Origin of the sequence: Haemophilus influenzae (assembly GCF_019703545.1) — a bacterium.
Lineage (GTDB): Bacteria > Pseudomonadota > Gammaproteobacteria > Enterobacterales > Pasteurellaceae > Haemophilus > Haemophilus influenzae_E.
In genome coordinates, this window is sequence record NZ_AP018771.1 from 311470 (window position 1) to 326535 (window position 15066).

12 protein-coding genes and 1 pseudogene are annotated in these 15066 nt (G+C 38.5%); 5 read left to right on the forward strand and 8 right to left on the reverse strand.

Annotated features, from left to right (window positions below):
* Positions 1-113: 113 nt before the first annotated feature.
* The 8 genes from K6J66_RS01545 to truD all read right to left on the reverse strand — a co-directional run bounded on the left by K6J66_RS01545 (position 114) and on the right by truD (position 7022).
* Entirely contained in the window at positions 114-1352 is a 1239-nt protein-coding gene (locus K6J66_RS01545) for an aromatic amino acid transporter (RefSeq protein ID WP_110442585.1), read from the reverse strand.
* An 83-nt stretch (positions 1353-1435) separates the two neighbouring features.
* Positions 1436-2854, reverse strand: a complete 1419-nt coding sequence (tnaA, locus tag K6J66_RS01550) for a tryptophanase (RefSeq protein ID WP_005658448.1) — start codon at positions 2852-2854, stop codon at positions 1436-1438.
* Positions 2855-2941: 87 nt separating this feature from the next.
* On the reverse strand, positions 2942-3022 hold the full coding sequence (gene tnaC, locus K6J66_RS09695; RefSeq protein WP_071819912.1) for a tryptophanase leader peptide: 81 nt from the start codon (positions 3020-3022) through the stop codon (positions 2942-2944).
* A 199-nt stretch (positions 3023-3221) separates the two neighbouring features.
* The gene (nlpD, locus tag K6J66_RS01560) at positions 3222-4439 is read right to left on the reverse strand and encodes a murein hydrolase activator NlpD (RefSeq protein WP_005664805.1); all 1218 of its coding nucleotides are present in this window, start codon (positions 4437-4439) and stop codon (positions 3222-3224) included.
* 23 nt (positions 4440-4462) lie between these two features.
* The gene (locus K6J66_RS01565; RefSeq protein ID WP_005654318.1) at positions 4463-4648 is read right to left on the reverse strand and encodes a hypothetical protein; all 186 of its coding nucleotides are present in this window, start codon (positions 4646-4648) and stop codon (positions 4463-4465) included.
* An 8-nt stretch (positions 4649-4656) separates the two neighbouring features.
* Positions 4657-5235, reverse strand: a complete 579-nt coding sequence (locus tag K6J66_RS01570; protein WP_110442584.1) for a YqaA family protein — start codon at positions 5233-5235, stop codon at positions 4657-4659.
* An 8-nt stretch (positions 5236-5243) separates the two neighbouring features.
* Positions 5244-5993, reverse strand: coding sequence for a 5'/3'-nucleotidase SurE (gene surE, locus K6J66_RS01575; protein ID WP_005692361.1), 750 nt, complete (start codon positions 5991-5993; stop codon positions 5244-5246).
* 9 nt (positions 5994-6002) lie between these two features.
* A complete protein-coding gene (gene truD / locus K6J66_RS01580; RefSeq protein WP_005692363.1) occupies positions 6003-7022 on the reverse strand; it encodes a tRNA pseudouridine(13) synthase TruD in 1020 nt (339 codons plus the stop codon).
* A 108-nt stretch (positions 7023-7130) separates the two neighbouring features.
* Here truD and rraB point away from each other — a divergent pair, with 108 nt between their 5' ends.
* From rraB to ppx, 5 genes and pseudogenes are all read left to right on the forward strand, one after another.
* Entirely contained in the window at positions 7131-7553 is a 423-nt protein-coding gene (gene rraB / locus K6J66_RS01585; RefSeq protein ID WP_038439556.1) for a ribonuclease E inhibitor RraB, read from the forward strand.
* Between the two features lie 81 nt (positions 7554-7634).
* Complete coding sequence (gene slyD / locus K6J66_RS01590) at positions 7635-8195, forward strand: peptidylprolyl isomerase (RefSeq protein ID WP_038439554.1); 561 nt, start codon at positions 7635-7637, stop codon at positions 8193-8195.
* Positions 8196-8345: 150 nt separating this feature from the next.
* Positions 8346-10082, forward strand: coding sequence for an autotransporter assembly complex protein TamA (gene tamA, locus K6J66_RS01595; protein ID WP_038439553.1), 1737 nt, complete (start codon positions 8346-8348; stop codon positions 10080-10082).
* A 9-nt stretch (positions 10083-10091) separates the two neighbouring features.
* Complete coding sequence (tamB, locus tag K6J66_RS01600) at positions 10092-13997, forward strand: autotransporter assembly complex protein TamB (RefSeq protein ID WP_110442583.1); 3906 nt, start codon at positions 10092-10094, stop codon at positions 13995-13997.
* Positions 13998-14004: 7 nt separating this feature from the next.
* Positions 14005-15050 (forward strand): annotated as a pseudogene (ppx, locus tag K6J66_RS01605) (exopolyphosphatase); the annotation flags it as partial.
* Between the last annotated feature and the right edge of the window lie 16 nt (positions 15051-15066).

Genomic DNA, 15066 nt, shown 5'->3' on the forward strand with positions numbered 1-15066 from the left:
GAATAAAGATAGGTTTTGTGGCAGCTATTTTAGGTGCCGAAAGGGGAAAAAGCTAGATAAAAAAAGTGCGGTAAAAATTTGTTGAGATTTTTTACCGCACTTTCAGTTGATATTTATCCTTTAAAGACAGGCAAATAGTCAAACATTGCTAGAAAATGGAAAATAGCCACAAAAACACCAAATAATACAATGAAGATTATTAAGCCATTTCCACCAAAAACTCGGAATGTTGTTGCTGCTGCTGCATTTATTTTGCGAGATTTATAAGCAAGAAGTGCTGGAATTATGCAAGTCCAAATTGTCGCTACTGCACCGGCATATCCAATGGCTTTTAAGAAACCCAATGGAAATAAAATTGACATAATTAGTGGAGGTAGGAAAGTCACAGCCCATGACTTTGTTCGTCCAATTTTGCTATTATCAAATTTGAAGAAATCAGCGAGATAATCGAATACGCCTAATCCTACGCCAATAAAAGATGACAAAATTGCGGCGATAGAAAAGGCATTAATCATTTGTTTAACCGTGTTAGATTCTATTACTCTACCTAAAGCGTTAAGTAATATATCTAGATTGCCATCACTAGCTATTACAGGTGCAAATTGATTGCGAGGCAAATTTCCGAAAATTGAAAAAATCCAAAGTAAATAAAGAGTAAGAGCAATGGCTGTTCCACCTGAAATGGCATATTTAGCTTTTTTCTCGTCTCCATAATAGGCTCGCATAGTACAAACAGAATGATGGTAACCAAAAGATGTTAATGCAACAGGAAACATCCCTACCGCATATTTTGCATAGTTTGTATCTTTTCCACCAATATCTAATAAAGTATCTAAACTAATATTAGTTGCTAATCCATAAGTACTAAAAATAAAAGTAAACCCCATGAATACAATCAATAAAACAGATATTCTGTCTACAATGCGAGTGGAATGCCAAACAAAGAAGGAAAAGACTAATACAAATACAGTGGAGCAAATTGCCAATGTAGATGAACCAAAATCAATCCACGGTTTAATAAGGTTTTCTAGTATACCTCCAGATGCAGTGGTATAAGCATAAAGTAAAATACCCCCGACAAAATACACCGCAAGATTATTAATAGAATTGATAGTTGAACCGAGCATATCTTTAGTTACGGTACTAAATGATGCTCTTAAATCATAAGTAGAATAAGCCTCAAGTAATAACCAGCCTGATAATGTCATGATTATCATCGTTAAGCAAATTGCTAATGCTGACCATATTGTCCAAGCTCCAGCACCAGATGTTGGTAAACCAAGCATTCCTGCCCCAACACAAACACTAGCAATAATACAGGCACCACCAAAAATGGAAGGTTGTTTTTTCATAGAACATCCTTATCAATAACAAATTATTGAGTTAGCTGTTGATAAAAAAATGCAGTTCAAAATGAACTGCATTTTTCGTGATATTATTCAACTTCTTTTAAACGTGCCGTAAAGTGGCGGAGAACTTTTGGTTCATAGGTAAAGGTTAAACCCTTAATATTCTCCGCATTTTCTTTCACTTTTTGGAACGCCTCAATAATGAAATCCATATGAGTTTGCGTATAAGTTGCACGTGGTACAGTTAAGCGTAAAAGCTCTGCTGGACATGGTAGTTGTTTACCCGTCTTCGGATCTCGCCCTAATAAAAATGAGCCAATTTCTACCGCTCTTATACCTGCAACTTTATAAAGTTCGCAAGAAAGTGCTTGTGCTGGGAATTGGTCGGCTGGAATATGTGGTAATAATTTACCCGCATCAACGAACGCCGCGTGGCCACCTGGTTGTTGGCAAAGCACACCAATTTTTTCTAAGCCTGCAACCAAATATTCAATTTGCGCAATACGATAAGCCAGCCATTCTTGGCGCATACCATCATGTAAGCCAACAGCCAAGCGTTCCATTGCACCACCTTCTAAACCACCATAAGTAGGGAACCCTTCTTGCACAACACAAAGCGTTCTACATTCGTGATAGACTTCCTCCATTGATTTATCTTTAAACGCTAAAATCCCCCCCATTGGCACCATAGCATCTTTTTTGGCGGACATCGCTAAACCGTCAGCATAGCGATAGCTTTCGTAAGTAATTTGTTCAATAGTCCAGTCTTTATAAGCTTCTTCACGTTGTTGAACAAAATAGGCGTTTTCTGCAAAACGAGCTGAATCCATGATGACTGGAATATCGTATTTACGTGCAATTTCATACATGCCTTTTAAGTTTGCAATAGAAACTGGCTGACCACCCGCAGAGTTACAAGTAATGGTACATACAATGTAAGGTACATTATGTGCTCCCGCCTCTTGAATGCCTTTTTCTAATTTTTCTAAATCGAAATTACCCTTAAATGGATGTTTTGCTGTTGTATCAAATGCCTCTTTGATATAAACATTGCGAACCGTTGCCCCATTAATTTGGCTATGTCCTTGTGTGGTATCAAAGAAATAGTTAGAGAAAACCACCATTTTGCTGCGATCTAAACCTTTCTCACGCTCACGTTTAGCAATCAATACTGGAATATAAATTTGTTCAGCACCGCGGCCTTGATGAGTAGGAATTGTATATTCATAACCAAAAATATCTTTCACTGCTTTAGCTAACGCATAATAACTGCGACTGCCACTATAGGCTTCATCGCCACGTAACATTGCAGCTTGCATATCTTGTGTAACGGCACCAGTACCGCTATCTGTAAGTAAGTCAATGAAAATATCTTCACTATCCAATAAAAATGGATTCATGCCTGATTTTAAGATCGCTTGCTCACGATACTCACGAGTAGTTCTTTTTACTGGTTCAATAACACGAATGCGGAAAGGTTCAGGTAAATGTTTAAAATTTTCCATAGCAAAATCCCCAAAAATTAATTTGCTTAGTTTAAATAAAAAATGATTTTCTAAAATGAAAACACTTTGATGGTTAATAAGAAAGGATTAATAAATTATGGGAAAATAAAAAGATAATCTTGGATCAATAAGAACCCAAGTTTGGTTAGGAGAAAGCAAGTTGAGCATATTAAACTCCTTTTAAGAGAAGAGAAACTTAATAAAACTTAACACTGACTTCTAACTACGAAGCATTATCAGAATAATATAAAATTTAATATTGTCATCTATTATTTTTTTATTTTGTGATATTCCTCACAGAATATTTTTAATAAAAAAGTGCGGTAAAAATTTGTTGAGATTTTTTACCGCACTTTTTACAGGAAGATTAATGTCTTGGTAGGTAACGTACTGGATCCACTGATTTACCTTTATAGCGAATTTCAAAGTGGAGTTTCACGGTATTTGTACCAGAGCTACCCATTTTTGCGATGTCTTGACCTGCTTTGACTTCTTGTTGATCGGCGACAAGAATTTTGTCGTTATGCGCATAGGCACTTAAAAAATCATCATTATGTTTGATGATAATTAAATTACCGTAACCACGTAAAGCATTGCCTGCATACACTATTCGCCCTGCTGCAGCCGCTTTTACAGCTTGTCCTCGTGAACCACTAATATCAATTCCTTTATTACCGCCATCTGTGCTTGAGAAACCTTGAATAATATTACCTGAAGTCGGCCATTGCCACACAACATTTGAGGCGATTGGCGCAACAACATTGGAATTAATTGGTGTGCTATTCGCATTATTTACAGATGATGTAACCTGTGTTGATGAAGTTGCCACAGGTACACTAGGCGATGTGCCAGCCTCTGATTTAATTGGGCCAATAATAGTACCGTCAGATCCTATTTGAGTACCGTTTGCGCCCGGAGTATAAGTGACTGCTGGTTTAACTGGCGTTGCTGTTGATGCTGTGACTGCAGGTTGTTTTACAGAAACCGTTGTAGTAACCGTTTTTATGTCACAATTAGAAATCTTTAAAACTTGCCCTAAACTTAAATTATAAGGTTCGGACAGGTTATTCAACGCCGCCAATTCTTTTACATCAATCCCCGCCAAGTAAGCGATTAAGAACATTGTATCGCCTTTGTTTACTTTATAGGTATTGCCTTTGTAAGAGCCTTTTGAGATTTTGCTGTAATCTGGCGCATTGGTATTTGGATTACGTGGGATATTAATATGCTGTCCATCTACACAATCAGCGACTGTTTTGGTAACTGTTTTTGTTTGTACTGTCGGTGCGCTAACTACGGTTTTCGGAGAGGGTTGAAATGCAGGTTGTGCAGGTGCTGTTGGCATTGTTGGTTGTTGATTAATCGGTTGAAAATTTGGTTGTGGCGTGACCATATTTCCCATTGTAGGTAATGAATTTTTTTGAATTTCAGGTTGCCAAGCACCACCTACATTACTGCCATTTACAGATTGTATTACACTAGGGGAAAGATTTCCATCTGCATCAGAAATAGGTGCAGGAGAATTAGAGGTACAAGCCGATAATACAACAAGACTCAAAGGGAGTAAGAGAAACGATTTTTTCATAGTTATTCCTTATTGTTCCTTTATTATTTCATTTGTGTTGGTATCGTATTTTTTTGAATTTCTGGCATAAAACTACCGCCAGCAACGGCACCTGTGCCTTCTACTGGTTGCATAATGCCATTTGGTAATGCGTCTGGATCTTTAACTGGTTCAGATGCACATCCAACCAAAAGAAATCCAGCTACTAAAACAAGGCTTAATTTGTTCATTTTCTATCCTAATTTTTCAGTATAAAATAAGCGATTATAGCCAGTACAACCACTGACCAGCCAATAATCTCAATAGATTTTCGCAATTTTGCTGCGAATTTTTCACCGCCCCATGCGGCTAATTTTGCCACTAGCAAGAAACGCGCTAAACGTGAAATAAATGCGGTGATGACAAAAGGGAAAAATGCCATTTGCATTACCCCAGAGCAGAGCGTAAACACCTTGTAAGGAATTGGGCTAAAACCCGCCACAAACACAACTAATACGCCCCATTGCTCAAACCAATTTATGGCTTTTGCCCAATGCACACCATATCCCCATTGTTGCACAATGTTTTCCACCCAGTCCGTTGCATAAAAACCAATAGCATAACCGATAATTCCGCCGATTACAGACGCAATTGCCGTATAAAATGCAAATTTCACCGCACCTTTTGGCTTTGACATAGACATTGGGATCAACATTACATCGGGCGGAATAGGAAAAAATATCGCCTCGATAAAACTGACAAAAGAGAGCCAAAAAACAGCAAAACGATGTTTTGACCATTCCATCGTTTTATCGTACATCGTGCCGAAAATTTTCATATTTTTCTCTATTTGGTAAATTCCTGATCTAACCAATTTTGCAAAGAAAGCAATGAATGATATGCGGTAAGATCCGCTTGAATTGGTGTGATAGACACATAACCATTCTTCACGGCATAAAAATCTGTTCCTTCGCTTTCATCTTCGGGTAATGCTGAAGGACCAATCCAATAAATCGTTTCATCACGCGGATCTCTTTGTTTAATCACTTCAACGGAAGATGAACGATAACCTAAGCGACACACCTTGTAGCCTTTTAATTCTTCAAAAGGCAAATCAGGCACATTGATATTAATAATTTCACGAGGGTTTAATAATTGATGATGTAATTTAGGAATAAGATCACATACCACTCGTGCTGCTGTTTCATAATGCTGACGACCATCTAACGAAACTGCAATAGCGGGCAAACCTAAATGACGACCTTCAAGTGCTGCGGCTAATGTGCCAGAATAAATCGTATCATCGCCCATATTGCAACCTGCATTAATGCCCGATACCACTAAATCTACTTGACCAGATAAAAATCCATTTAACGCTAAATATACGCAATCTGCAGGTGTGCCATTTACACAATAATCGCCATTATCTAAATGGCGTGGGCGCAATGGCTCAACCAATGTGAGCGAGCTTGATGCTGCACTTCGATTACGATCGGGTGCAACAACAATGACTTCTGCAATTTTTCTTAATTCCGTTGCTAAAACTTGAATGCCTTCCGCGTGAAAACCATCATCATTACTAACTAAAATTCGCATTATATTTCCTTATTCTTCTGTATAATTTACTAACTCACGAACTAATGCCGTGGCATAACTGCCTGCTGGCAAATAAAATTTTAAACGCAAGCCTTCTGGCTCAAATGCCCAAGAAAACCCTTTTGCTTTCATCAATAATGGGCGACGAGCTGCTTTCATTCTTTCTTGTTTCATTAAAGGATCGAAAGCTGAATGTTGATTTACGATTTCATTTTCAATCTCATTTGCCACCAAAATATCTTCGCCAATTAAAGGGGCAGTAAGAAAAATATCTTGATTTTCTAACCGCACTTGCAAGGCATTTAAGTCTTCTTTTTCATCCGCTTTGAACCAACTGTGCGAACCTGCTAATTGCACAATATCATTTGGTAAAACTTGATTTGTTGCGCCCTTTGCAATACGTGCTGCCATAACTAAATTAAAAATTTCACTGCGCGCGGCGGAAAGATAAAAACTGCGTTTTTTGCGATCTTTTACCTTGATTTCCCCTTGCGCCCAACGCAATGCTTGCGTGAGGTTATGGCCATCCCGACCAAAACGTTGTTCCGTAAAATAATTTGGGAAACCAAAATTTGCCACAAAATTTAACCGCACTTTAAGCTCATCAGATTCTTCTGCACCGCGTAATAAAATATCGAAATAATTTCCCTCAAGGCTACCCGTGCGAATTTTTCGGTTATGTCGAGTAACCGTTAAAATCTCTACGCCATCTAATTCAAATTGACTGAAATCGGGCGTTTCCATTCCTGGCATTTGTAAACAAAACCATTGTTCTGTTACTGCTCGACGATCTTTCAACCCTGCATATCCCATATTGCGTTCAGAAACACCGGCAAATTTAGCTAATTTTTCGCCAACAAATAAGGTGTTGCAATCTGTTTTGCGTACATACAATGCAACAAACTCTCCATCGCCTGACATTTCATAGCCTAAATGCTCTTTTACAATAAAATCCGCACATTCAGCCTTTAAAAGTGCGGTGGTTTTTGGCGGAGTTTTTAATGCCAAATAAGGGAGTTGTTCGAGCATAGTTAAGGGCTCTTTTTTATCGAAAATAATTGTGCGAAATTCTATGCGACTTTTCGTGATTTATCCACTAAAATAACCGCACTTTTGTTCTTGTTGAAGGATTTTATTATGTCAAAATTGGCTGAATTACAAGCAGAAACCCGTGAAATTATCGAAGATTTACTTAATGATGGCAGTGATCCAAATGCGCTTTACATTATTGAGCATCACATTGCACACCACGATTTTGATTTGTTAGAAAAAATTGCGGTTGATGCGTTTAAAGCGGGCTATGAAGTTTCCGAAGCGGAAGAATTTAAAGATGATGACGGTAAACCAATTTTCTGTTTTGACATCATCAGTGAAGTAGAATTAAAAGCTGAAATTATTGATGCGCAACAAAAAGAAATCCTTCCGTTATTAGAAAAACATAATGGTATTTACGACGGTTGGGGAACTTATTTTGAAGACCCAAATGCCGATGACGATGAATACGGTGACGATGGGGAATTTCTTGATGATGAAGATGAAGAAGAGCCTCGTGTCCATTAATCCGTAAAGTCTTGCATGCGGAATAATTTTCGCTACAATGGTACGACTTTTTTTAACGGATTTTTTTATAAGGAAAACATAATGAAAGTAGAAAAAAATGTAGTGGTGAGCATTTCTTACCAAGTTCGCACACAAGATGGCGTATTGGTCGATGAAGCTCCAGCAAATCAACCACTAGAATATTTACAAGGTCACAATAATTTAGTAGTCGGTCTTGAAAAAGCACTTGAAGGTAAAGAAGTTGGCGACAAATTTGAAGTACGTGTACAACCTGAAGAAGGTTACGGTGCATACAGCGAAAATATGGTGCAACGTGTACCAAAAGATGTATTCCAAGGTGTTGATGAACTTGAAGTCGGTATGCGTTTCTTAGCGGATACTGACATTGGCCCAGTTCCAGTAGTGATTACTGAAATCGATGGCGATGAAGTTGTCGTTGATGGAAACCATATGTTAGCGGGTCAAGAATTACATTTCACCGTTGAGGTTGTTGCAGCGCGTGAAGCAACGTTAGAAGAAATTGCTCACGGCCACGTTCACGGTACGCACAGCCACGATGATGACGAAGAAGGTCACGGTTGTGGCTGTGGCGGTCATCATCACGAACATAATCACGGTAGCTGTGGTTGCGGTGGTCACTAATTAAAACAGCTCAAAAATTTACCGCACTTTGGCAATGAAGTGCGGTATTTTTTATGAAAAAACCGACAAAATGCGCTGAAAATATTGGATCCTAACGAACTTCTCGGTAGACTATAGTGCAATTTACTTAGAAAATTTTAACCCCTTAAAATGAAGAAAAAATCGCTAAAACTCACCGCACTTTTTTTAGCATTAAGTTGCTTTCCTGCATTTGCTGAACAAACCGTTGATATTGAAGTTCAAGGCATCCGTGGTTTCCGTGCTGTGCGTAATACAGATCTCAATGTTAATTTGATTAATAAAGAAGAAATGGATGGCTCCGAACGCTATCAACATTTGGTAACCAAAGCCGTGGATCGTGGTTTGCGTGTGTTTGGTTATTATGAATCTTCCGTGCGTTTTGAACGAAAACAGCGTCAAGGCAAACGCGATTTATTGATTGCTCATGTTACACCAGGCGAGCCAACAAAAATTGCGGGGACTGATGTGCAAATTGAGGGGGAAGCCGCACAAGATGAAAATTTTGATGCGCTACGTAAAAACTTGCCAAAAGAAGGCGTTTTGGTTGAACACCAAACTTACGATGATTACAAAACAGCGATTTCACGCTTGGCATTAAATCGTGGGTATTTTGATGGGAACTTTAAAATTTCACGTTTAGAAATCAGCCCTGAAACCCATCAAGCATGGTGGCGAATGTTATTTGATAGTGGTGTCCGTTATCATTATGGCAATATTACTTTTAGCCATTCACAAATCCGTGACGATTATCTCAATAATATTCTTAACATCAAATCTGGCGATCCATATTTAATGAATAATTTGTCGGATTTAACCAGCGATTTTTCATCTTCAAATTGGTTTAGCTCAGTATTAGTTCAGCCTAATGTTAATCATAAAAGCAAAACTGTGGATGTGGAGATTATTCTTTATCCACGTAAAAAAAATGCGATGGAACTCGGTGTGGGCTTTGCTACTGATGGCGGTGTTCACGGACAAATTGGCTGGACAAAACCTTGGATTAATAGCCGTGGACATAGTTTGCGTTCAAATCTTTATCTCTCTGCACCAAAACAAACTCTAGAGGCAACTTATCGAATGCCACTGCTTAAAAATCCATTAAATTATTACTATGATTTTGCCGTCGGTTGGGAAGGGGAAAAAGAGAACGATACCAATACGAGAGCGCTTACGTTGTCAGCGTTACGTTATTGGAATAATGCGCGTGGTTGGCAATATTTTGGCGGACTTCGAGCAAGATACGATAGTTTTACACAAGCGGATATCACTGATAAAACCTTACTTCTTTATCCAACTGTTGGATTTACTCGTACTCGATTACGTGGTGGTTCCTTTGCCACTTGGGGCGATGTGCAAAAAATTACTTTTGATTTAAGCAAACGAATTTGGCTATCAGAATCTTCTTTTATAAAAGTGCAAGCATCAAGCGCGTGGATTCGTACTTATGCAGAAAATCATCGTATTGTTGCTCGTGCTGAAATCGGGTATTTACATACAAAAGATATTGAAAAAATTCCGCCTACACTGCGTTTCTTTGCTGGTGGCGATCGCAGTGTGCGTGGTTACGGCTATAAAAAAATTGCGCCTAAAAATAAAAATGGGAAATTGGTGGGTGGCTCACGTTTGCTTACAGGTTCTTTAGAATATCAATATCAAGTTTATCCGAAATGGTGGGTGGCAACTTTTGCAGATAGTGGATTAGCCGCTAATGATTACACAGCAAAAGAGCTGCGTTATGGCGCAGGCGTTGGTGTGCGTTGGGCATCGCCAGTGGGCGCGATTAAATTTGATATTGCCACACCCATTCGCGATAAAGATAACAGCAAAAATATTCAATTTTACATTGGACTTGGTACAGAAATTTAAGGTGAATTTATGACAAAACAACTACAACCATCAGATACTTCACCAAAAGCACCAAAACAAGCAAATAAAAAACACTGGGTACGCAAAGTTATTTGTATTGGAAGTGCGGTCATTTTTATACCTGTTTTAGGTGTTGCTGGGGCAATTTCTTTCGATGCGGGACAAAAAAGTTTAATTCAACTAGCCGACAAAATGCTCGATAGTTTTTCCGTTGAGCAAATTGAAGGCGGATTACAAAACGGCTTGGTGTTAAAGAATGTTCGTTATCAAACCGCTGGGATTGAGACACATATTGCACAAGCACGTTTACAGCTCGATTTCGGTTGTTTGCTTTCACGTGAAGTTTGTTTACGTGACTTTACCTTAAATAAACCGACAATTGCGATTAATACTGCATTATTGCCTCCATCGGCACCTGATAATTCAAAGTCTGGCTCAATGAAGCGTATTTCCTTGCCAATTAGTATCAATGCAGAAAATTTGGTGGTGCAAGATTTATCTGTAAACATTGATCAGACTAGTATTACGCTTGGAAATTTTAAAAGTGCGGTAAGTTTAAATAATGAAAAAGGCTTAACTATTGCACCGACTGAAATTAACGATATTTCAGTGATTGCAAAAAAATTGCCCGAAGGTAAACCTGAGCTGAAAGCCGAACAGCCGAATAAACCTGTAGATTGGGCTACGATTGAACAATCTTTAACGCCTGCTTTTTTAGGTAATGTATCAGAAATTATTCTTCCTTTTGATTTACATATTCCTGAAATTTCAGGCAAAAACTGGCAATATCAAGCCGTGAATGAAAAAGGCGAAACGCTTCAATCTGTTGAAATGTCTAGTTTAATTGCACAGGCGGATACCGTCGATAACCAACTGCAATTACAAAAATTAGCGGTAGAAAGCTCGTTGGGTAATCTTTATTCGCAAGGTAAATTACAACTTGATGGCGATATGCCGCTAGATTTAACTTTAAAATCCCATTTGGAGCCGTTGAAATCCGATGGAAAAGAAATTCTGCCAGAGAGCGATGTGGATCTTACACTTTCGGGATCATTGAAAAAATCTACCTCACTTTCTTTGAAAACAAAAGGCGTATTAGATGCTGAACTGAATGGCAACGTGCAATTAGCGCAAGACAAAATGCCCTTAAACCTCACATTAAATGTGGCAAAAGGACAATACACTTTTGTAAACACAATGACGCCACTCAAAATTAATGATGTGACACTTAAACTCACGGGGGATTTACTAAATTATCACGCCGAACTTAAAGGCGATGTAGCAGGAATGAATTATATTCCCGCATCTCAAGTGGAACTTAATGCCGACGGTAAACTTTATGAAGTTACCGTCAATAAATTGGGGATAGCTTCATTAGACGGTAAAAGTGAATTTGTGGGTAATGCGAATTGGAAAAATGGTGCAAACTGGGATATTCAAGCCGATTTAGAAAAAATGAATATTGGTTTTTTTGTTCCTGTAATGCCTGCAACACTATCTGGTAAATTGCATTCACGTGGTTTTGCAGGCTCTCAAGGATGGCAAGTAGAAGTGCCAGTAGCCGATTTAAACGGAATGCTTTCTGCAAAACCTATCAGTTTGAAAGGTTCTGCAACGCTCAATCAAAATGTACTTCTAACAGTGCCTGATTTACAGATTAAATATGGAGAAAATTATCTTAAAGCCAGTGGCGTATTAGATGATCATTCTGATTTTGCGCTAGATATAAATGCGCCAAATTTACGTGGATTATGGTCAGATTTAAAAGGGCGAGTAAAAGGTCGAGTAGCGATTTCTGGTCAAATTACGACACCTAATCTTGATCTTGATTTAACTTCATCTGATTTACATTTACAGGGTTTTCAGTTAGCCAAAGCAAGTATAAAAGGTCATATAAACAATACCTCACTCTCGAGTGGAAAATTGAATATTAAAGCAGAACAACTTCATTATGGCGAAAATATTAAACTCCATTTACTTGATCTTGATTTATCAGGCGATGAACAAAATCACAAACTAATCCTAAAATCTCAAGGCGCGCCTGTTGCTGCAAATTTACAAATTAACGGACATTTTGACCGCACTTTGGAACAGTGGAAAGGCACAATTTCACAGGTAAAATTTGAAACTCCGATTGGCGATGTAAAATCCAACCAAGCGATTGCAGTGTCCTACGATAACAAACAAACACAAGCCAATATTGCCTCACATTGCTGGCAAAACACCGATGTAGAATTATGTTTCCCACAAGCATTCAATGCAGGCAAGCAAGGCAATATTCCTTTCCAATTTAAACGTGTTAATTTGGATTTAGTGAATAAACTTATCGAACAAAACAGCCTCAAAGGCAATTTACAAGTGCAAGGAAATGTTGCTTGGTTTACGGATAAACCATTCCAATTTACCGCCAACATAGATGGCAATCATTTAGCCTTCTCTCAAAAATTGGATTACCGTACATTTAAATTGGATATTCCAAAATTAACACTTAACGCCGATATTCAAAATAATAATTTGGTTTTAAAAACAGACATCAATTTGCATAACCAAGGCAGAATTGTAGGCGATATTCGTTTAAACGATCTTGCGAAAAATCGCCAACTTGGCGGTAGCCTTGCGATAGAACGATTAAGTTTGAGTATTGCGAATCAACTACTCACTCAAGGCGAATCCGTGAATGGAGAAGTGGTATCAAAATTGCGTTTCGGTGGGAATTTAGAGAAACCATTATTAAATGGTGACTTCAATATTCGTAATATTCGTAATATTCGTACCAAATTAAAATCTATGCCAGTGAATATTAGTGATGGCGATATTGCTCTGCGCTTTAATGGTAACCGTTCAACATTGCAAGGGAAAATCAAAACAGTAGATAGTCACTTAAACTTAACTGGACGTGCAAACTGGGCTAATATTGAACATTGGACAACAGAATTAAATGCGCAAGCAAATAATTTCAACGTGGATATTCCTTCTATGGCGAAACTACGTTTCAGTCCAAATATCACGATAAAAGCCAATCCGAAGGAATTGAATTTAAGCGGAACAGTGGATATTCCTTGGGCACGTATTAAAATTGACAGTCTGCCAGATACTGCTGAGCCAGTAAGCGAAGATGAAGTTATTTTAAATGGCCCTCATAAGAGCAAAGAAGAACTGATTAAACGCGAATTTGCGGCAAAAACAAAATCAGGAATGTATATTCGCTCTGATTTACGCATCAATATTGGTAAAGACGTTAGCCTTGATGCCTATGGCTTGAAAACCAATCTTGATGGTTTACTTTCTGTGAAACAAGACAAAGGCAATTTAGGTTTATTTGGTCAGATTAATTTAACTAAAGGTCGCTATGCTTCTTTCGGGCAAGATTTACTGATTCGTAAAGGGCTTATTAGCTTTTCTGGGCAAGCGACACAACCTACATTGAATATTGAGGCTATTCGTAATCCTGAAACAATGGAAGACAGCAAAATTACTGCTGGCGTGAGAGTGATTGGCATAGCTGATAGCCCAGAAGTCACTATTTTCAGTGAACCAAGCAAACCACAAGATCAAGCACTTTCTTATTTATTAACAGGTCGTTCGTTAGAAAGCAGCGGAGAAGTGGGTTCAACGGGATCAGTTGGCGCAGCATTGATTGGTTTAGGCATTTCAAAGAGCGGTAAATTAGTGGGCAGTATTGGCGAAGTTTTTGGTATTCAAGACTTAAACCTTGGTACATCTGGCGTGGGCGATAAATCCAAAGTGACGGTAAGTGGCAATATTACCAATCGCTTACAAATAAAATATGGCGTAGGTTTATTTGATGGCTTAGCAGAAGTTACATTACGTTATCGCCTAATGCCACAGCTTTATTTTCAATCCGTTTCTAGCACAAACCAAGTGTTTGATTTACTTTATAAATTTGAATTTTAGGAATGTTATGAATGACGCTATTTTAGAACCCAAACATCGTGGCAATGTACGTGAAATTGCTGCGATTGATCTTGGCTCAAACAGCTTTCATATGATTGTTGCGCGTATTGTAAACGGCTCAATCCAAGTGCTTTCGCGCTTAAAACAAAAAGTTAAACTCGCGGAAGGCTTAGATGAAAATGCGGTGCTTAATCAAGAGGCCATCACACGTGGTGTAAATTGCTTAGCCTTATTTGCTGAACGTTTACAAGGATTTCCTATGGAAAACGTCAATGTAGTTGGCACTTATACGTTACGAAGAGCGGTGAATAATGACGAATTTTTACGTCAAGCAGCCAAAGTTTTCCCCTATCCCATTAATATTATTAGTGGGCAAACTGAAGCGAAAACCATCTACGCTGGCGTATGCCACACTCAACCAGAAAAAGGCAGAAAGCTTGTTATAGATATTGGTGGTGGCTCGACAGAAATGATCATCGGCGATGATTTCACGCCGCTTATAGCTGAAAGCCGACATATGGGATGTGTGAGTTTTGCGACTCAATTTTTTACCGATGGTATTATTTCCCCAGAAAACTTTCAACGCGCGCGCCAAAGTGCGGTCAATAAAATCGAAGATTTAGGCTTTGAATATCGCAAATTAGGTTGGCAATCTGTACTTGGTTCATCGGGAACGATTAAAACTGTTGCACAAGTCATTGCGACTAATCTCGATCCAAATGGAACCATTACAGCCGAGCGATTAAATGCTCTAATTAAACAAACACTACAAGCCAAGCATTTTACCGAGCTAAATATTAACGGTTTAAACCAAGACCGCGTGGATGTTTTTGTACCCGGTTTAGCGATTTTAAGTGCAGTGTTTGACGTTTTTCGTATTCAACAAATGCGCTATTCTGACGGTGCATTGCGCGAAGGCGTCATTTATAGCCTAGAAAAAACTTCCAAGTTGCAGATATTCGAGCGAGCACCGCTTGAAGGTTAAGTGAGCAATTCAATATTGACCAAGCTCATCGCGTTGCGGATAGTGCTAATTTACTCAGTGCGCAATATTTATGGGAGAAAAATT